This is a genomic window from Mycobacterium sp. 3519A, from assembly GCF_900240945.1.
In the GTDB taxonomy this organism is placed as follows: Bacteria; Actinomycetota; Actinomycetes; order Mycobacteriales; family Mycobacteriaceae; genus Mycobacterium.
Map to the genome: position 1 here is coordinate 1,352,655 of NZ_OESG01000013.1, position 17,877 is coordinate 1,370,531.

General features: G+C 65.5%; 20 protein-coding genes. 13 read left to right on the forward strand and 7 right to left on the reverse strand.

Features of this window, described 5'->3' with window-relative positions; translation table 11 throughout:
• Positions 1 to 10: 10 nt before the first annotated feature.
• The 3 genes from C1A30_RS14430 to C1A30_RS14440 form a co-directional block, all read right to left on the reverse strand.
• On the reverse strand, positions 11 to 568 hold the full coding sequence (locus tag C1A30_RS14430) for a TetR/AcrR family transcriptional regulator (protein WP_160112745.1): 558 nt from the start codon (positions 566 to 568) through the stop codon (positions 11 to 13).
• Positions 514 to 1,830 carry an MFS transporter gene (locus C1A30_RS14435; protein ID WP_101948943.1) on the reverse strand — a complete coding sequence of 439 codons (1,317 nt, stop codon included), beginning with the start codon at positions 1,828 to 1,830 and terminating at the stop codon, positions 514 to 516. Before C1A30_RS14435 ends, C1A30_RS14430 begins: the two co-directional genes overlap by 55 nt.
• Before the next feature lie 126 nt (positions 1,831 to 1,956).
• Positions 1,957 to 3,039, reverse strand: a complete 1,083-nt coding sequence (locus tag C1A30_RS14440) for a dipeptidase (RefSeq protein ID WP_101948944.1) — start codon at positions 3,037 to 3,039, stop codon at positions 1,957 to 1,959.
• A 163-nt stretch (positions 3,040 to 3,202) separates the two neighbouring features.
• Here C1A30_RS14440 and C1A30_RS35385 point away from each other — a divergent pair, with 163 nt between their 5' ends.
• From C1A30_RS35385 to C1A30_RS14490, 11 genes are all read left to right on the forward strand, one after another.
• Positions 3,203 to 3,433 (forward strand): hypothetical protein, encoded by a 231-nt coding sequence (locus C1A30_RS35385; protein ID WP_142392608.1) that lies wholly within the window; start codon positions 3,203 to 3,205, stop codon positions 3,431 to 3,433.
• A 115-nt stretch (positions 3,434 to 3,548) separates the two neighbouring features.
• Positions 3,549 to 4,943: a DNA-binding protein gene (locus C1A30_RS14445; RefSeq protein ID WP_101948945.1), complete on the forward strand. Its 1,395-nt coding sequence runs from the start codon at positions 3,549 to 3,551 to the stop codon at positions 4,941 to 4,943.
• Positions 4,944 to 4,970: 27 nt separating this feature from the next.
• On the forward strand, positions 4,971 to 7,196 hold the full coding sequence (gene katG, locus C1A30_RS14450; protein ID WP_101948946.1) for a catalase/peroxidase HPI: 2,226 nt from the start codon (positions 4,971 to 4,973) through the stop codon (positions 7,194 to 7,196).
• 300 nt (positions 7,197 to 7,496) lie between these two features.
• Positions 7,497 to 7,958: an MSMEG_3727 family PQQ-associated protein gene (locus C1A30_RS14455; RefSeq protein WP_101948947.1), complete on the forward strand. Its 462-nt coding sequence runs from the start codon at positions 7,497 to 7,499 to the stop codon at positions 7,956 to 7,958.
• A 14-nt stretch (positions 7,959 to 7,972) separates the two neighbouring features.
• The gene (locus tag C1A30_RS14460; protein WP_101948948.1) at positions 7,973 to 9,658 is read left to right on the forward strand and encodes a PQQ-dependent dehydrogenase, methanol/ethanol family; all 1,686 of its coding nucleotides are present in this window, start codon (positions 7,973 to 7,975) and stop codon (positions 9,656 to 9,658) included.
• A 28-nt stretch (positions 9,659 to 9,686) separates the two neighbouring features.
• The gene (gene pqqA, locus C1A30_RS14465; protein ID WP_101948949.1) at positions 9,687 to 9,803 is read left to right on the forward strand and encodes a pyrroloquinoline quinone precursor peptide PqqA; all 117 of its coding nucleotides are present in this window, start codon (positions 9,687 to 9,689) and stop codon (positions 9,801 to 9,803) included.
• An 83-nt stretch (positions 9,804 to 9,886) separates the two neighbouring features.
• Entirely contained in the window at positions 9,887 to 10,777 is an 891-nt protein-coding gene (pqqB, locus tag C1A30_RS14470) for a pyrroloquinoline quinone biosynthesis protein PqqB (RefSeq protein WP_235010071.1), read from the forward strand.
• Positions 10,778 to 10,797: 20 nt separating this feature from the next.
• Entirely contained in the window at positions 10,798 to 11,481 is a 684-nt protein-coding gene (pqqC, locus tag C1A30_RS14475) for a pyrroloquinoline-quinone synthase PqqC (protein ID WP_235009900.1), read from the forward strand.
• Positions 11,465 to 11,755, forward strand: coding sequence for a pyrroloquinoline quinone biosynthesis peptide chaperone PqqD (gene pqqD, locus C1A30_RS14480; protein ID WP_101948952.1), 291 nt, complete (start codon positions 11,465 to 11,467; stop codon positions 11,753 to 11,755). The genes pqqC and pqqD overlap by 17 nt, the downstream gene beginning before the upstream one ends.
• Positions 11,748 to 12,875: a pyrroloquinoline quinone biosynthesis protein PqqE gene (gene pqqE / locus C1A30_RS14485; protein WP_101948953.1), complete on the forward strand. Its 1,128-nt coding sequence runs from the start codon at positions 11,748 to 11,750 to the stop codon at positions 12,873 to 12,875. Before pqqD ends, pqqE begins: the two co-directional genes overlap by 8 nt.
• Positions 12,872 to 13,411 (forward strand): manganese efflux pump, encoded by a 540-nt coding sequence (locus C1A30_RS14490; protein WP_101948954.1) that lies wholly within the window; start codon positions 12,872 to 12,874, stop codon positions 13,409 to 13,411. The genes pqqE and C1A30_RS14490 overlap by 4 nt, the downstream gene beginning before the upstream one ends.
• 221 nt (positions 13,412 to 13,632) lie before the next feature.
• On the opposite strand, the gene C1A30_RS14500 is transcribed toward C1A30_RS14490, so the two are convergent.
• Complete coding sequence (locus tag C1A30_RS14500; RefSeq protein WP_101948955.1) at positions 13,633 to 14,043, reverse strand: YkvA family protein; 411 nt, start codon at positions 14,041 to 14,043, stop codon at positions 13,633 to 13,635.
• 168 nt (positions 14,044 to 14,211) lie between these two features.
• Positions 14,212 to 14,550: a hypothetical protein gene (locus tag C1A30_RS14505; protein ID WP_101948956.1), complete on the reverse strand. Its 339-nt coding sequence runs from the start codon at positions 14,548 to 14,550 to the stop codon at positions 14,212 to 14,214.
• Between the two features lie 278 nt (positions 14,551 to 14,828).
• Between C1A30_RS14505 and C1A30_RS14510 the strand changes: the two genes are divergently transcribed.
• Together C1A30_RS14510 and C1A30_RS14515 are read left to right on the forward strand one after the other, a co-directional pair.
• Positions 14,829 to 15,386, forward strand: a complete 558-nt coding sequence (locus tag C1A30_RS14510) for a hypothetical protein (protein WP_235009902.1) — start codon at positions 14,829 to 14,831, stop codon at positions 15,384 to 15,386.
• Complete coding sequence (locus tag C1A30_RS14515; RefSeq protein WP_101948957.1) at positions 15,383 to 16,756, forward strand: hypothetical protein; 1,374 nt, start codon at positions 15,383 to 15,385, stop codon at positions 16,754 to 16,756. The genes C1A30_RS14510 and C1A30_RS14515 overlap by 4 nt, the downstream gene beginning before the upstream one ends.
• On the opposite strand, the gene C1A30_RS14520 is transcribed toward C1A30_RS14515, so the two are convergent.
• Together C1A30_RS14520 and C1A30_RS14525 are read right to left on the reverse strand one after the other, a co-directional pair.
• The gene (locus C1A30_RS14520; RefSeq protein ID WP_142392609.1) at positions 16,753 to 17,148 is read right to left on the reverse strand and encodes a hypothetical protein; all 396 of its coding nucleotides are present in this window, start codon (positions 17,146 to 17,148) and stop codon (positions 16,753 to 16,755) included. The genes C1A30_RS14515 and C1A30_RS14520 overlap by 4 nt on opposite strands.
• Positions 17,149 to 17,242: 94 nt before the next feature.
• Positions 17,243 to 17,845 (reverse strand): hypothetical protein, encoded by a 603-nt coding sequence (locus C1A30_RS14525; RefSeq protein ID WP_101948959.1) that lies wholly within the window; start codon positions 17,843 to 17,845, stop codon positions 17,243 to 17,245.
• Positions 17,846 to 17,877 lie beyond the last annotated feature (32 nt).

Sequence of the window (17,877 nt, forward strand, 5' to 3'; positions counted from 1 at the left end):
CATGATTGGGCTATTCCTCGAGGCGGTCCCGGCCCTCGGCGTAGTCGACCAGCGCGGCACTGATCCGCTTGTTGAGTTCGGGATCGCGAAAGGCGTTGACGAACATGGCGTTCCACCACAGCCCGTCCGCTGCCAGCCGGGCGATCTGCGCGCGTAACGGGTAGCGGTCCACCCCCGGTTCCGGCCACATCCACGCCTCGAACGCTTGCGCGATCGGCCCTTGCATCTCCGGTTCGGTGCTGGCCGCCAGAATGACCGCCCACCGGCGCAGCACCCGGTCGGCGTCGGCGGTGGTCAGGCCGTGACAGGTTGATGCGATGTATGCGCGGGTGTACGAGCCGGGTTCGCCGTCGTCCCACTGCGCGTAGTTGGCGTTCGTATCGTCGACCAGCCGCTCCACCAGCCCTCGAACCAGCTGACTCTTGTTCGAGAAGTGGTACAGCAGCCCACCTTTGGACACGCCGGCCTCATCAGCGACGGCCTGCAGGGTCAATGCCTGTGGGCCGCCTCGAGTCAGCACCTGCTCGGCGGCGTCCAGCAGTTTGTCTCGTCGGTCCCCTCGTGGCACTGAGCACTCTCGTCGTCTGCCTCGTGAGAGGCGTGGATATCCGATGTGTCGCGGTCAACATTAACCCGCGCCAAGGTTGGTAACGGGGCGATCGTCACCGTCGACTTTTCCGCCGAGAATCCGCGGACCGGACCGGCCAACCGCGCGACCAGCGGGCTGACCGCCGCGCCGACGGCCAGGGCCGTGGCCACGACATATGATCCCCCTGGTCCCCATGCGTCGTTGAGAGCACCCGACAGTGCGGTACCGGCCGCGCCGCCAGCCAGTGCACCTGTGTTGAGCCACCCAAAGGCTTCGGCGGCAACGTTTTCAGCGACTCCGCGAGAGACGGCGTGATACAGGACTGCCATCGCGGGCGCGAATCCGAATCCGGCGGCGAACAGCGCCACGAACTGCAGAGGGCCGGTGACGAGGCCCGTTAGTGCTGTCCCTGCCATGACGACAGCCATCGTCGCCACCAACGCGCCGAGCCCAAGTCGGCGGTGGCCGAGTAGCAGGCCGCCGATCAGTGAGCCAGCGCTCGACACCGAGATCGCGACACCGGCCATTGAATGCCCCAGTTGAGCGACCACCCCGACCTCCATCGCCATGAACGATGCGACCAGAGCAAGGTTGGCGACGAAGGCGAGCAGAACCTCCTGGCGCGCCAACACCCGACCGAATGATGAAGTGTTACGGGCGATCCGGGGCCGTCGGAGTTGCAGACTCAGCACAAAAGCGATGGATCCGGTCAGCGTGATACCCGCCGCCGCGAGCAGCGGAACGGCAGTGGAGATCAGTGAGGTCAACACGGTCACCACGACCGGGCCTGCAACCCAAATCAGTTCTTGTGCGGTGGTGTCGAACGCGAACAACGCACGCACCGTGTCAGCAGGGACCATTCTCGGGTACAGCGCGCGCACTACGGGCATCAACGGTGGGATCGTCGCTCCCACAAGGGTTCCCAGCGCGGCCAGCAAGACCAGGTGCGCAGGAGCGAGCGCCAACGCCAGAAAACCGACGCTGTTCATCGTCGCCGCCGACAACACCACGGGTGTCACGCCGAATCTCCCGGTGAGCCGGGCGCTGACAGGCATCGCGACCGCTTCGGCAAGACTGACACAGGCGACGACGAGACCGGCCTGCCCGTATGACCCGGTCGTCTCCGAGAGGTGCATGAGGATGGCCAGCGACAGCATGCCGAGCGGCAGTCGCGCGAACAGCTGAGACACGGTCACCCGGAACAAGCCAGGCGTTCGGAGTAACCGCAGGTACGTGCCCACGGATCCTCCTTGGATGGGCAAAGAAACAGATGCAGTGAGCCTCGTGTCAGGCGAGGGTCGCGCATCGATGACCGCGTTACTGTACCGTCCGGACGGTACAGTAACCAACTCATTAAACGCGAGAACTCAACGGTCAGCGACGTCCTCCGCCGCTCTGAGAACGCGCAGGATGTTCTCGCCTGCGAGCTTGGCCAGGTCGGCATCCGACCATCCGCGGCCGGCCAGGGCGTCGAGCAGCCGCGGGTACCCCGACACGTCCTCGAGGCCCTCGGGCATCGCCTCTCCTCCCATGTAGTCACCCCCGATGCCGACATGGTCGATGCCTGCGACGGCACGCACGTGCTCGATGTGCGTCACGACCTCGGCCAGGGTGGCGACCGGCGGTGGTGACTGCTCGGCGAGCCTTGCCATCAGTTCGTCGTACGCCGGATCGTGCTTCTCGATCCCGCGGCGTCGGGCTTCGGCCTTCGCATCCGCGTGCCACCGGGCTACCGACGGTGAGATGAAGGCGGGCAGGAAAGTCACCATGCAGACACCGTCGTTGTCCGCCAATGCCGCCAAGACATCGTCGGGCACGTTGCGGGGGTGGTCGCAGACCGCACGGGCGGACGAGTGGCTGAAGATCGCCGGGGCGGCCGTCACACGCAGCGCGTGCCGCATCACCTCGGCGGACACATGCGAGAGATCGACGAGCATGCCGAGGCGGTTCATCTCGCGAACGACGTCCTCGCCGAACGCCGACAACCCGCCCAGCGCCGGGACATCGGTCGCCGAGTCGGCCCAGGACACGTTCTTGTTGTGGGTCAGCGTCAGGTACCGCACGCCCAACGCGCGCATCATGCGCAGGACCGCCAGCGATCCGTCGATGCAGTGGCCACCCTCCATGCCCAGCAGTGATGCGATCCGGTCGCCGGCGGACTCGACGTCGTCGGCGCTCGTCGCCAGCACCAGCCGGTCGGGATAGCGGGCCACGAGGCGTCGAACGAAGTCAATCTGCTCCAACGTGGCGCACACCGCGGCGGGCCCGACGTATTGCTCCGGGGACACATACACCGACCAGAACTGCCCGGCGACGCGGCCGGCCGCCAGCCGGTTCAGGTCGGTGTGCAGATCCGGCGCCGAGGTCAGGTCGACGGCGTCCAGATCGGCGCCGTACTGCTGGCGCACCGCCCAAGCAAGGTCATTGTGACCATCGATCAACTTCACCATCGAGTCTCCTCAAATCATCGCAGCGAATCACGGCCGCGGCCTCGATCCGATCGTGTCCAGGCGCGCAGGTGGTAGTGCATCGGCACCCATACGAACCAACCAGCCGGCAACGCACCGCGCCGTGAAACTTCGCCGAATCCCTTGCATCAGGCAGGAATAACGAATGATCGAACTTCTCCGGCCATCGCACAAGATTGCTGGTTCAGAAGGCGATTGCGCGCCGTCTCGTGGAGCGCCGCGGCAGCAACGTCGTAACTGCCAAGGAATCGTGGTTGCTCGCGTCTGTCCGCGCAAACAGATCATCAACCGGCTGAACCGATTTGCCGCGCGCATCGGGTCACCCGATCCTCTCCCTTCCTGTGACCGCATCGCGAAAACGCTTGAAGCCGTGTAGATATGTAAGAAATATCATTGATTGTGGCTAGTGGTGGGCGGGGTCACACCCGGGGTTACTCGCTCAGGCACCCGGGTGTCGTCCACCGCATCGAGCCGACCAAAGGCGGTCTTCAATGTCAGGTAGTCAGCGACTGGAGTCGGCACCCCGCAACGGGAGCGCGACCGCCGTGTACGGCGCATGGGAACGGTTCGTGGAGGGCAATGACGACATCCGCGGGGTTCGGCCCGAAGTCGCGATCTCCTGGCATCGATGTCGCGACCAGTACCGTGTCGACCCTTATCTGACGGAAGCGCCGGTCGCGGTGGCGGAGGTCGCCCATCCGCTCGAACACGACGCCATCTTTGTGGACCTGGGCTTCCGCACCGCCGCCATGGCTCACGAAGTGGCCAACTTCGGCGGCATCGTGACAATCGCCGACGCCGGCGGCAGGGTCTTGGCCGAGTGGGGCGACAAGGCCACGCGTGCCATTGCCGCAGGGGCCAGCCTCGCGCCGTGGTACTGCTGGTCGGAGAGCGCGGTGGGTACCAACGGCATGGGCACCGCCCTCGGCACACACCACCTCGTGGTGGTCCGGCGTGAAGAACATTGGTGCCAGGCCTTTCACGGCTGGACCTGCATGGCCGTCGCGGTGCGCGACGTGGTGAGCAAAGACCCGATCGCGGTCGTGAACATCTCGTGTTGGCGCACTGAGCTGCCGCCGTCCGCGGGGGTGTGGCTGTCCAACGTCGCCGACCACGCCCAGAGCGTCTTACGCACACGCGCCCGCGATGGCGGCACCCACCTGCTCGCCGCGTACAACGACGCCCGCGTGCGGTCCAACGAGCCACTCGCCGCTGTCGACACCTCGGGCAAGGTGGTGATCGCCGACGACAATGCGAGCGTCCTCCTCGGCGTGCCTGGCAACGCCCCGGCAGTCAACCCGGCGGTGCGCTGGAATCCCAGGCTGCCCGCGTTCGTCGACGCTGCGCGGTATGCCAGCAAGCAGGCGAGCCACAACCCGGCCTGGGTCGGATCGACGCAGATCTTCACTCACCTCGCTGACGAGCCGTCGCCGATCAGAATTCGTCCGGTCTTCCAGTACGGCAACTTGATCGGCCACCTGATCGCCTTCGGCGTCTCCGAGGGAGAGGCGTTGCCGGAGACGGAATCAGCGGCGCCCTTCCAGAAACAACCCCGCCGGGTGGTCGGCCTACGGGAGAGCCGGATGGTGCTGCTGCGATTGCCGGAGGTCACGTTGGCCGAGGCGGACGGCAACGAGGTGTGGCTGCAAACGGATCAGGGCAGGTTGAGGGCCGCTTCGCCGGGCCTCGACAAGCTGGACGACGAACTGACCAACGCCGGGTTTTTGCGGGTCCACCGTCGCTACGTGGTGAATCTGAGCCGTGTTCGGGAGGTCGAACGTCGGGACCGTGGCGAGTTGGTGCTGGTCATGGATGACAAGGCGAACACGATCGTGCCCGTGTCACGGCGCAACGCTCGCGCGGTACGCCGCGTGTTGGGCGTGTGAGGTTCGGGACCGGCCGGGAGGAGTGCTATGCCGGGGAATCCCGACACTTACGTCGACAGGACATATGACCAGACCGTCGGAGTGTTGAGGCGGCGCAAGAAACCGGCGGCGACTGGCGACCAACCCGATTGGTGGCCCGACCGGCTCAACCTGAGGATCCTGGCTCAGCCCGGCCGCGCCGCGGATCCGTGGGGCGAGGACTTCGACTACGCCAAGGAGTTCTCCTCACTTGATCTCGACCAACTCGCCCGCGACGTGGACGAGGTCCTGACCACCACGCAGGATTGGTGGCCCGCCGATTTCGGCCACTACGGACCACTCGTGCTGCGGATGGCCTGGCACTGCGCAGGCACTTACCGCGTCGGTGACGGTCGAGGAGGCGCCAGCGCGGGCATGCAGCGTTTCGCGCCGTTGAACAGTTGGCCGGACAACCGGAACCTGGACAAGGCACGCCGGTTGCTGTGGCCGGTGAAGCAGAAGTACGGGCGCAAGATCTCCTGGTCGGACCTGATGGTTTTCGCGGGCAACCGCGCGCTGGAATCGATGGGCTTCACGACGTTCGGATTCGCTGGTGGCCGGGTGGACGTGTGGGAGGCCGACGAGACCTACTGGGGTCCGGAAGACAGCTGGCTTGCCGACGAACGCCACAGTGGCGTCAGGGATTTGGAGGATCCGCTGGCGGCCACCGAGATGGGGTTGATCTACGTCGATCCGCAGGGGCCGGCCACCGTGCCGGACCCGAGGGCCGCCGCGCGTGACATTCGTCAGACATTTCGCCGGATGGGGATGACCGACGAGGAGACCGTCGCGCTGATCGCGGGCGGGCACACGTTCGGCAAGAGCCACGGTGTGGCCGACCCCAGTAGGTGGCTGGGTCCCGAACCCGAAGGCGCGCCGCTGGAAGCGCAGGGCCTCGGCTGGACAAACCGGTTCGGTACCGGCAACGCTGCCGACACCATCACCAGCGGGCTCGACGGCACCTGGACGCCGACCCCGACAAAGTGGGACAACACCTTCCTCGAGACGCTGTTCGCATACACGTGGGAGGTGGCGCTCAGCCCCGCCGGGCTGTGGCAGTGGGTGCCGAGCGACGGTGCAGGGGCCGGCACCGTTCCGGACGCCCACGACCCCGGCAAGACCCATGCCCCGACGATGCTCACCACCGACCTTGCGTTACAAGAGGATCCGGTTTACGAGGCCATCGCGCGGCGCTTTTTGGACAATCCGGACCAGCTGGCGGGCGCATTCGCACGGGCCTGGTTCAAGCTCACGCACATCGATATGGGCCCGATCCAGCGCTACCTGGGGCCGCTGGTCCCGACCGAACGACTGATCTGGCAGGACCCGGTGCCGGAGATCGACCACGAGTTCGTCGACGCCGACGACATCGGTGAGCTCAAGGCCCAGCTGCTCGATTCGGGTCTTTCGGTAGCGCAGCTCGTCTTCACGGCGTGGGCGTCGGCGTCGACGTTCCGCAACAGCGACAAGCGCGGTGGGGCCAACGGAGCGCGCATCCGTCTGGAACCACAGCGAAACTGGCCGGTCAACGATCCAGCGACGCTCGTACCGGCGCTGGCGACGATGGAGGGAATCCAGAAGCGCTTCAACGACTCTCAGCGGGGCGCCAAGTTGATCTCGCTGGCCGATCTGATCGTGCTCGGTGGGTGCGCCGCGGTCGAACAGGCGGCCGCCAGGGCCGGTCACGTCATCGAGGTCCCCTTCCGGCCTGGACGTGCGGACGCAACGCAGGAGTGGACCGACGTCGAATGGTTCGCTTCGTTGGAGCCGATCGCAGACGCATTCCGCAACTACGTCCGCGAAGGCACGCGGCTGGCGCCGGAACACCTGCTCATCGACCGCGCGAGCCAACTGACCCTCACCGCACGAGAAATGACAGTGCTGGTGGGCGGTCTGCGTGCGCTCGGCGCCAACCACGGGCAATCCGCGTTGGGCGTGCTCACCACGACACCGGGCGCGCTGACCAACGCCTTCTTCATCAACCTCCTCGATTCGGAAACCGAATGGGTACCCGGGGCGGACTACGCCGAGACGGCGACCTACGAAGGCCGCGATCGGCGCACCGGCGAGGTCAAATGGACTGCCAGTCGCGTCGACCTTGTGTTCGGCGCTGACTGCGAACTCCGGGCAATCTCGGAGGTCTACGCATGCCAGGACGCCGGGGAGAAGTTCGTCCGCGATTTCGCGTCAGCGTGGGACAAGGTGATGAACCTCGACATGTTCGGTCACGCCTGAGTACGAGCGGCGCATTTCGACGGATGAACGGCACCGTGTGACGGTCTGGCGGTCATGCCTGTACGCACAAGATCAACCGGCATAAGGTATTCAATGTCGCAGGCTCGAACCAGACTCCCGAGCCAGCGAATTGCTCTGTGATGTCTAGGATTTCGCAACAAATCAGAACCTGAATAGTTAGTCCACCCCAACATTCCCGAAGGTGCAAAGGGAGTGAAAGCGAACGCAGCCAATCAAATACGTCGCTGAATGGCTTTCGCACACCACGGGGAGATGTCTCTGAGAAGGAGGTCAGATCCAATGACGATCGCTGAGGAACGAGCCGACCTACTGCGTGAGCTCGGCTTGGATAAACAGAACCACGCGGCCCTTGGCCGCGTTCTGGGTACTGGCTCCATAGCTGAAGCCACCGAGCGGGCCGACGGCACCATGGAGGCCACGATCCGGATCAAGGAGGACGAAATCGCCTGGGATCCTGCGATTCTGGTCATGCCGCACGGTGGTGATCTCGAGCTTACGGTCATCAACGACGACAAGAACACGCACGCGGCATTGTTCCCGAGCAACGGTGACCGGAAGTTCCTCTGGCTGCTCAACCACTCGAAGGGCCGCGCGAAGCTGAACCTGGATGGCCCGGGCTACTACTGGTACAGCTCACCCGGCGGCAATGACGAAGGCCGGGGACTGACTGCCGCCATCGTCGTGCTCGGCGAGGTGCCGCCGGAAGCCCGTCTCGATCGTCCCGATCAGCCGCGTCCGTAGGAGGAAAACCAAGGATGACAATCGAATACGTAGACGCCGGCGAGGCGATCAACCAGTCGGCGCTGAGCCCCATCCCCAACAGTGCACCCGCGGTGGTGACCGACGTCAACTACGAGCGTCTGCTCAACGCGCGGTCGGAGTCCCACAACTGGCTCACCTACTACGGTGCCTACGACGGTAAGCGCTACAGCCTGCTTGACCAGATCAACACCGAGAACGTCAAACGCATCGGTCCGGCGTGGGTCTTCCAGGCCGGCGCCTCCGGGCACATGGCGGGTGCGTCGACCTATGCGTTCGAGACCACTCCGATCGTGGTCGACGGCGTCATGTTCGTCACCGGCTGGGACGGCTGGTTCTGGGCGCTCGACGCCAAGACCGGCCAGCAGCTCTGGCGTTACAAGCACGCGGTGCCGTTCGACGTGTCGCTCTGCTGCGGCAACGTCAACCGTGGCTGCGCGGTCGCCAACGGCAACGTCTACTTCGTGACGCCCAACGCGCACCTGATCGCGCTGAACGCCTCGACCGGAGAGAAGGTCTGGGAGAAGACGATCGGCGACGTGCGTGCGGGGGAGAGCGCCTCTCTTGCTCCCCTGGTCGTCAAGAACACGCTCATCACCGGCAGTGCCGGCGGCGAGTTCGGTGTGCGTGGCCACATCGACTGCTGGGACCTCAACACCGGCGAGCACCTGTGGCGGACCTACACCGTGCCGAAGCCGGGCGAGCCGGGCTCGGAGACCTGGCCCGCCGATGGTGAGGCATGGGCCCGCGGTGGCGCCAACCACTGGGTCACCGGCACGTACGACCCCGAGACGAACCTGTACTACGCGGGCACCGGCAACCCGGCCCCCGACTTCGACGGTGCCGTGCGGGAGGGCGACAACCTCTACACCGACAGCGTCGTCGCGCTCGACGTCGACACCGGTGAGATCAAGTGGCACTACCAGTTCACGCCGCACGACCTGTGGGACTACGACTCCACGATGGAGATGACGCTGTTCGAACGCGACGGCAAGAAGCTGCTCGGACACTTCGACAAGAACGGCTACTTCTTCGTGCTGGACCGCACCAACGGTGAGCTGCAGCACGTCACACCCTTCGTGGACCGGATCGACTGGGGCGTTATCACCCGCGACGGCAAGGTGACTCCGCGCAAGTACCCGGACAAGGAGGGCGAGCCCGTCCACTTCTACCCCGGCCCGGCTGGCGCGAAAGAGTGGACGCACGCGGCCTACAGCCCGAAGACGGACATGTTCTACGTCCCCGTCGCCGACGTGGGCGCCACCGCCACCCGTCGTCGCCGCGAATTCCGGGAAGGCATCCCGTACTGGGGTGCCGCGGTCCAGGTGGACATCGACGACATGGCCGGTTCGGTCAGCGCTTTCGACTCGCACGGTGAGGAGAAGTGGCGTTGGCGGCTCGACTACCCGATGGCCGCGTCGGTCCTGGCCACCGCGGGCGACGTGGTGTTCGCCGGCACACCGACCGGTGAGTTCGCCGCATTGCACGCCCAGACCGGCGAGAAGCTGTGGGAGTTCAACTGCGGCAGTGGGCATCACGGCAGTTCGTCCACCTACATGGTCGACGGCAAGCAGTACGTCGTGGTGCCGGTCGGCTGGGGTGGCTGGTTGGAGGGCATCATCCCCGGCATGCTCGGCGCGGGTCACGGCAGCGCGCTGATCGCATTCTGCCTGCCCGACTGAATCCGAAAACCGAAAGAAAGAGGAAACCATGGAACGACAGAACGCTGACGGCACGATGCAGAAGTGGGAGTCCCCAACGGTCACGCAGATCCGGGTGTCCGCCGAAGTGACCGCCTATGCGGCCATTTGGGGCGACGTCAACTAGTCGATCACGATGGGGCGCCGGGTTTTTCGACCCGACGCCCCATCGGCGGCCCGTGGAGGAACAGATCTGTCGTGTGGGTGCGAGTGTTGGGCTCGGCAGCGGGCGGAGGGTTCCCCCAGTGGAACTGCACCTGCCCGGGGTGTCGCGCGGTGCGGACCGGTTCGCGGCCCGCTGTTCCACGCTCCCAGTCGTCGATCGCAGTCAGCGCCGACCGGAAGCACTGGTTCCTGTTCAACGCCTCACCGGACATCCAGTCACAGATCGAGAGCTTCGGCGACCTGCATCCCGACGATGGTCGGGTGGTCCGGCTGAAGGCGGTATTGCTCACCGACGCTGAACTCGACCACACGCTCGGCCTGCTGTTGATGCGGGAGGGCCGCGGCCTCGAGGTGCATGCAACCGAATCGGTGCACGAAACTCTGACCACTGGGTCCGGGGTACTGAGGACGCTCGAGGCGTACTGCCCGGTGAAGTGGCAACCGGTGCTGCCCGGTGCCGAGGTACCACTCGGCGATGGGCCAAATAGGTTGTCGTATCGGGCGTTCAACGTTGCCACCGACAAGCCGATGCGGTTCCCCGCGGCGGCGGCCCATGGCCGAGTCGTTGGCTATCGCATCACCGACACCCACAGTGGCCGAAGCCTGGTCTACCTGCCGTGCGTGCAGCAACTCACCCCCGACGTGCTCGACGAACTGGCCGACTGTTCCGTATTGCTGATCGACGGGACCTGTTGGCGGGACGACGAGATGCCTCGTCTCGGTCTGGCAAGCAAGACCTCACGCGATATGGGGCATGTGCCGATCGACGGTCCCGTCGGCAGCCTGAAGCTGTTGTCGCCGCTGCCTATCGACCGCAAGGTCTACATCCACATCAACAACACCAATCCGATCCTGCTCGAGGATTCTCCGGAGCGGCGGATCCTCGACCGGCATGGCATGGAGGTCGCCAAGGACGGGCTGGAGTTGCAGATTTGAGGAGCGAAATGACAAAACCGTTGGGGCCCGATGAATTCGAGGAAGCGCTGCGTGCGCACGCCAAGCACTACCACCACCAGCATCCGTTCCATCGGCGGATGAACGAGGGCGGATCGAGTCGTGAGGAGATCCGGGGTTGGGTCGCCAATCGCTTTTATTACCAGGCGAACATCCCTCGGAAGGACGGCGCGATTCTCAGCAGTTGCCCGGACAGGGAGGTGCGCCGCCGGTGGGTCCAGCGCATCATCGACCACGACGGCACAACCGAAGGATCCGGAGGGATCGAGTCGTGGCTGCGTCTCGGCGAGGCGGTCGGCCTGACCCGCGACGAGATCGAGGATGAACGGCACCTGCTCCCAGGCGTGCGCTTCGCCGTCGATGCCTACGTCACATTCACGCGGACCCGGCCCTGGGTCGAGGCGGTCGCCTCCTCTCTGACCGAGCTTTTCGCGCCTGACCTGATGGCCGACCGGCTTGCGGCATTCGAACGTCACTACACCTGGATCGACCCTCACGAGCTCGCCTACTTCCGGTCGCGAATTACCCAGGCGCCCAAAGACTCCGAACACGGTCTCGAAGTGGTGCGCAAGCACTGCACCACGGAAGAGACGCAGGCAGCGGCGCTCGCGGCGCTGTCCTTCAAGTGCGACGTGCTGTGGAGCATGCTTGACGCCATCGACCAGGCCTATGGCACACATCGATGACTCCGCGCGGCCCCGCCTGGCGCCGCATGTCCGGATGAGGTATGACGCGGCGCGCGGACAACACGCGCTGCTGTCGCCGGAAACAGTCTGGGTCGTCAACGACACCGGCGCCGCGATCGTAAAGCTGTGCGACGGCCGGCGGACCGTCGCCGAGATCCAGTCCGAACTGCAGAGTCGGTACGGCCAGGTCGCCGATGCGCGCATCAACGGGGAAGTCGGCCGGTTCGTGGCAGATCTCGTCGCCAAACACGGCATGGAGGTAAATCATGGATAGACCGTTCGCATTGCTCGCCGAGCTCACCTACGCCTGCCCGCTGCACTGCCCCTACTGCTCCAATCCGCTTGCGCTCGACGAGTATCGCGATGAGTTGACGACCCAGGAATGGCATCGGGTTCTTGTCGAGGCCGCCGAACTCGGCGTGCTGCAGGTGCACCTCTCCGGCGGAGAGCCGATGCAGCGTCACGACATCGTCGAGCTGGTGGGGTACGCCAATGAGCTTGGGCTGTACACGAATCTGATCACCAGTGGGCTGGGCTTCTCCACCCGTCGCGCGGAACAACTGCGTGACGCGGGACTCGACCACGTGCAGGTCAGCATTCAGGCCGACGAAAAGGCCGTGTCCGACCGGATCGCGGGCACTGCATCGTTCGAACGCAAGTTGGTGGCCGCGCGGCTGGTGAAGAAGCTCGGTTGGCCACTCACCCTCAACGTCGTCCTGCACCGCATGAACATCGACCGGATCGGCGAAATCCTCGACATGGCCGAGGATCTGGACGCCGACCGGATCGAGCTCGCCAACACGCAGTACTACGGCTGGGCGGGGACCAACCGAGCCGAGTTGCTACCGAGCAGAGACCAGCTGCGGCAATCGCAGTCGGTCGTCCTGGCCGCCAAGGAGCGGCTCGGGGACCGAATGGAGATCATCTACGTCATCCCCGATTACTACAGCCGGTACCCCAAGCCCTGTATGGACGGCTGGGCCCGCCGCCAGCTCACGGTGGTGCCCAACGGTGATGCGCTACCGTGCCCGGCCGCCCAGGAACTGGTCCGCGGCAACGAGTTGCCTCGGGCCAGTGTGCGCGAACACACTCTCGAGTGGATCTGGGCCGAGTCGCCGTTGTTCACACGGTTCCGCGGCGAAGAGTGGCTGCCGGATCCGTGCCGCAGTTGCGAACGTAGGAGCATCGACTTCGGCGGCTGCCGGTGTCAGGCGTTCGCGCTCACCGGCGACGCTGCCCGCACCGACCCCGTCTGCCACCTCTCCGCCGACCACGGGCTCGTCGCGGCCGCGGTGGCCGAGGCCAACGACCCGAAACGTACGGCCGGCGTGCTGATTCCGCGGCCGAATCCGGGCCGCAAGGGGTCGCTCGCGGCGCCGGGGGTGGGGGCATGAACTCGCTGTTCGCGCTGATCCCGATCGCGTTCGTGCTCAGTTTGGACAACCTCCAGTCGTCCATCGGGCTGGGGACGACCAAGCCACCGTGGCGCCGAATCGTCCAGGCCGCCTTCGTGTTCAGCTTCTTTGACGCATTGGCGCCGCTGATCGGTGTCTACCTCGGCAACCTCGTCGGCGACCGCATCGGCGACACGGCGGAGTACATCGGGGCGGCCGCGCTGGGCGCCTATGCGCTCTATCTGGTGATCCACGCCATCCGGACCGACGAAGCCGGTGACCTCGACCATCCGGTGGCGATCCTCGGGATGCCGTTGCCGCTGAGCCTGGACAACCTCTTCGCCGGGGCCAGCCTCGGCGTGGTGGGCGCGACGCCGTGGCTTGTCGCCGTGGTGTGCGGGTCGGCCACCCTGATCATGTCCGGAGTTGGCTTCACGTTGGGCAGACTCGCCGCCAGCAAGGTGCGGATCCGCACGGATCTGTTCGGCGGCGTGGTGCTCATGGGGTTGTCCATCCTGATGGTGGTCCGGGCGTGAGGCCGAATGGCATTGCCTCAGAACAGGATCGCGACACCGCCCGCCCACCGTGCTACCACTGTGGCGAGTCATACCTGGCCCTCAACGATGCCCGACACACCGAGCCGGTGAACTGCTCGGGCTGCCCGCGCTGTAAGGGCATGCCCGGCTGCTACACGTGCCGGAACATGTACTGCGGCTGCGAGGTTCACCAATACTGAGGACGGCCAACACGATTGGTGTCAGGCTTCGGGTAGGCCGGTGAGGCGTCGGACGGCGTGCAGTCCATCGGGAGTGCCGGGCCAGTGCTTGTCGAGGGCGTCGGGTCCGGCTCGGCGTGCGGCAGAGCGCAGGGCGACGACGACGACGATCGCGTCGTCGGCGTAGCCGAGGACGGGGATGAAGTCCGGTACGACGTCGATCGGCATGATCAGATAGAGCAGCATCAAGAGCAGACGGACCCGGACACCGCGCGGCAGTTGCGGATCGGCGGCGAGGCGCCGCAGCAGGACCACCATGTCGGGTAGCAGCCGTAGCGACTCCGTCACGCTCATGTTCTTCGGCCGTGCCGCCGCAAGAGCGATCAGCAGCGCGACCCAGAAGATGACAAGGCCGACCGCGACCGCGATGAGCGTGCCCCAGAGTTCCGTCAACAGGGTCCCACCGTAACGGGCATACGTACATCGTCGTCGATTGCAGTGCCGCGTGGGGTCGCGCGCATAGGTTTCTTTGGCCTAGCGCCTCGTGGTCGCACAGCTGCCGTCCACCTGCTTCTGGCAGTTTGGGGTCAGCCGGTGTTTCGCAGGTCGGCCAAGCAGGTTTCAGTTGAAGTTGATTGGCGTGAATCCACCGGGGTCGGTGTAAGTCGGCGGCAGCCAGCCGGGTTCACCGGGGACCACGGTGTCGTCGGTTACCGGATACTTCACCTTTTCGAAGACCTGCTCCTCCTGGAAGTAGCCGCCGGTGGTGGTGCAGCTGTAGCTGCTGCAACTGGTGCGAAGTGGCACGTTGTGCGCGGGCACCCACACCATGCGATACCGGATCCAACTCCCGTCGGCGGCCCGCGGCCCGTCGCAGATGGTGCGCGTTTGGCTGCCCAGGAATCCCCACAAGTCATTTTGGCAGCCAGGGTTCACATCTGCGTTTGCCAATGGTGCCATTCCAACGGTCGTAGCAGTGACTACCGCTGCGGTAACAAGCAAATCTCAGAATCATCGTTTTTCCTTCCCCGACACAGAAGGAAACATAGCAAGCTACTCCGACAAGCTGAGGTTGCTTTCGCAACCAATGCTGTTGGCTGTGTTAGCTGTGGTGACTGAAGTTGCCGCAGTGACTGGTGGGAACCCGCGATGCTCGCTGACTTGTCACAGCGCTTGCCAAGCGACAGCCGATGGGATTGCCGTCGGCGCACAGGCTGCCGCAATGCGAGACTGGCACGGTGAACCATGTTCTGCGAGCAGGTGTTCTAGGGGATCTACCGGCGCGGGACTTCGTGGTCTCGCCTGGCTTCGCCGGCGTAGTCGCGCTGTTGGCGGCGATCATCACAGCGGGTGCCGTGCTCTACGCGTCTCGACGCGCCAGGCTACGCTTCGAGCAGCAGCGTGAGCAGGAAGAACGCCGCCAGGAGCAGGCACGTGATGACGCCGCGAACGCCCTGGCCTGGGAGCGCTGGCAGTGGGTGGTCGACACAGCAGGCATCGAACCGGCCGCCAGCGAGGGCGCCACCCTTGGCCTCGGACCCGCGGTGACCCTCGAACTGCTGGGCGGGCTGCTGCGCGAAGCCGAGCGCCTCGGTGATGAGACGCTCGCCAAGGCCGTCGCGGTGTACCAGGAGCAGCTGCTGCTGGTGCTGGCACAGCAGGCCGGTCCCGTATCCGACATCGCGAAGACGCCGACACCCGACGGCAAGCATGACAACAAACCCGTCGAAAAGCCCTCCGCAGCAACAACTTCCGAACCTGTGCCGGAGAGCCGGGGAGGACGACGGCGCCGATGACGACCACCAGGCAACACATCGAAGACCTCGACGCCGACCGGTGGGCGGCAGTGACACGACGGGCGGCCGCGGAGTCGGTCGCGGCCGCCGAGCGGTTGGGCATACAACCGCGCGCCGAAACAGTCGCACTGGCGAACATGACCGAGCACGAACTCGTCCAACATCGTCAACGCAATGGGCCACCCGTGCCGCGCCGGTCGCTGCCGATGCAACTCGTCGATGCCGACCACCAACGCCGGGTCGCCGAGGAGCACGCCCGACAGGCCTATCAGGGCAGGCTGGACGCCGAGGCGTCGGCCTCGCTGGCTCGTGAGGAAGCCACAGAGTCCGCGCGTATGGCCGCGGCGGCGCGTGAGCGGGTCCGCGCGGTGGAGGCCGAGGCCGCGCGCAAGGACGCCGAGCGGGCAGCGGAGCGGGAGGCCGAACAACGCGCCAGGCAGCAACTGCAGGCCGAGATCGAACGGATCCGCGCACAGGCGGCTGCCGACGTGGCGGCCGCCGAGGAGAAGGTCCGAGCCGCGGAGGCCCGTGCGGCGGAGCGGACCACCGAACGGACCACCGAACGGGCCGCGGCGGAGAAAACCGTGCAGCAACTGCAGGCCGAGATCGAACAGGTCCGCGCGCAGACGGCTGCCGAAGTCGCCGCGGCCGAGGAGAAGGTCAAAGCCGCGGAGGCCCGTGCGGCGGAACGGACCACCGAACGGACCGCCGAACGAGCGACGGGGGAGGAAGCGGTACAGCGGGTGCGCGGCGAACTGGAGAAGGTGCGCTCGGATTCGGCCGCCGAAGTGGCTGCGGCGCAAGGGAAAGCGAGCGCTGACATCGCTGCCGCCCGCGAAGCCGCAGCCGCCGAGATCGCCGCCGCGCGGGAGGCCGCAGACGCCGAAGTCGCGCGTTGGCAGGCCCATGCCAGCGATATGGAGCGGTGGGCACGAGCCGAAGTGTCGACTCAACTGTTGACGATTCCCGTCCCACCGATGGAGGTGCGCACCCGGATCGGATCTGTGGAAACCACGATCGACGCGCTCTACCAAATCGATTACGTGCTCGAGGTCGGGCTGGCCGAGGACGGGGAATCGCACTTCGTGCCCGATCTCGAGTTCACCCGCAATCTCGTATGGAAGGTGCAGGAGCAGGCCAAGGAGCTTTCTCGTGAATTGGCCAACCTATCGGCTTGGTACTCCGACCAATCCCATTCGGAAACCGCCGCCGGCTACCCCGCCGCCGCCCACGACGCCTATCGCGCGCTGTGTCAGCGCATCGACACCGCGCTCCAGGCCCTGGGTCGACGCTTCCACAGCCCCGACGCCGACATCATCGCGGCTGTCACGGCCATGCTCACCGACCTTCGGGCTCAGGGTCTTTACTAGTCCCGCAGCGAGCCGGGCGGCCAATCAACACCGATCTCATCGCAGATCGGCGGGATGATGATCAGCGCCCCGCGTGGGCTGCAGAACGGTGTGCCGGGCGGCGGCCCGGACGGCGGAGGCGGCGGTGCGAACACCGGCGCCGGAGCGTCCGCAAGAATCCAGCTGTCGATCGGATCCCCGTTCAGCGCAACCATTTTCACGTTGCCCTGACCAGAGGGGACCGCATACCAGGTGTGGCACATGTTCATGTCCCACCGAATCATCGGGAATGGCAGAGCCTGTCCCGGACACCAGGTGTCGGCTTGTGCCACACCCACACCGAGCGTCAGACCGGCCGCCGCTACGGCGCTAGCCGCGACGACAGTCGACGCGAGCCGTGCGGTTCTGTTCATCGTCAGTCCCTTCGTTGCGCGCCAGTATGGCGCGTTGACTGACGTCGAGTACACGGTTTCGCGTTTGCTACCGATCCCAACAATGTCGGGCAAGTCAGGCGCACACTCCTGAGCCCCGGATGCCATTGGCGTACAAGTTGGTCAGTCCGATGGAGATGTTGTTGATCGCCGAGGGGTTGTGGTTCTTGATGCTGGTGCTGATGTTGGATTGTTGCTGCCAGACGTGTACGAAGGTATCGCCTTTGTAGATCGGGATATAGGTACTGCAGTTGTTGTCGGAATCGCAGTCTTCTTCCCGATTGAACGCCCGAGCCCGAGGGGCGAGATAGTCCTCCGACTGATCGATGTTGGCGGTGACTGCGTCGGCTTGTTGCTGTATGTCAGGTGCGGTGTAGTCATCGTGGGCGGCAGCGAGATTGGCGTTGAAGGTGCTGATCTGATCCATCAGGATGTCGAACTGGGCGTTGAACCATTCACACATCTCGCGCTCCGCGGTGATGTCGGCATCGGTGACCTGCCGCTGATGAAGATTGTTGGGGAACGCGAAGTTTGGTCCCCAGTTGGTCGGTGTCGGGGTGAACACCGGCAGTGGTGGTGCAGGCGTGCTCGGTTCGGCCTTGGCGCCGACGGTCATCGTGATCGTTGCCGCTGCGGCCAGCGCGAGGCACGCGGCGGCCACCCTGAACACACGTGTCATCGGTCTCCCGTTCGACGCTTACGCCTACCCGC

Excerpts from the sequence above, each read along its gene's own strand:
- pqqA (WP_101948949.1), top strand. The coding sequence starts at position 9,687 with ATGGAACGACAGAACGCTGACGGCACGATGCAGAAGTGGGAGTCCCCA.
- C1A30_RS14515 (WP_101948957.1), top strand. The coding sequence starts at position 15,383 with ATGACGACCACCAGGCAACACATCGAAGACCTCGACGCCGACCGGTGG.
- C1A30_RS14490 (WP_101948954.1), top strand. The coding sequence starts at position 12,872 with ATGAACTCGCTGTTCGCGCTGATCCCGATCGCGTTCGTGCTCAGTTTG.
- C1A30_RS14440 (WP_101948944.1), bottom strand. The coding sequence starts at position 3,039 with ATGGTGAAGTTGATCGATGGTCACAATGACCTTGCTTGGGCGGTGCGC.
- C1A30_RS14525 (WP_101948959.1), bottom strand. The coding sequence starts at position 17,845 with ATGACACGTGTGTTCAGGGTGGCCGCCGCGTGCCTCGCGCTGGCCGCA.
- C1A30_RS14505 (WP_101948956.1), bottom strand. The coding sequence starts at position 14,550 with ATGGCACCATTGGCAAACGCAGATGTGAACCCTGGCTGCCAAAATGAC.
- katG (WP_101948946.1), top strand. The coding sequence starts at position 4,971 with ATGCCGGGGAATCCCGACACTTACGTCGACAGGACATATGACCAGACC.
- C1A30_RS14445 (WP_101948945.1), top strand. The coding sequence starts at position 3,549 with ATGTCAGGTAGTCAGCGACTGGAGTCGGCACCCCGCAACGGGAGCGCG.
- C1A30_RS14455 (WP_101948947.1), top strand. The coding sequence starts at position 7,497 with ATGACGATCGCTGAGGAACGAGCCGACCTACTGCGTGAGCTCGGCTTG.
- C1A30_RS35385 (WP_142392608.1), top strand. The coding sequence starts at position 3,203 with ATGATCGAACTTCTCCGGCCATCGCACAAGATTGCTGGTTCAGAAGGC.
- pqqD (WP_101948952.1), top strand. The coding sequence starts at position 11,465 with ATGGCACACATCGATGACTCCGCGCGGCCCCGCCTGGCGCCGCATGTC.
- pqqE (WP_101948953.1), top strand. The coding sequence starts at position 11,748 with ATGGATAGACCGTTCGCATTGCTCGCCGAGCTCACCTACGCCTGCCCG.
- C1A30_RS14520 (WP_142392609.1), bottom strand. The coding sequence starts at position 17,148 with ATGAACAGAACCGCACGGCTCGCGTCGACTGTCGTCGCGGCTAGCGCC.
- C1A30_RS14460 (WP_101948948.1), top strand. The coding sequence starts at position 7,973 with ATGACAATCGAATACGTAGACGCCGGCGAGGCGATCAACCAGTCGGCG.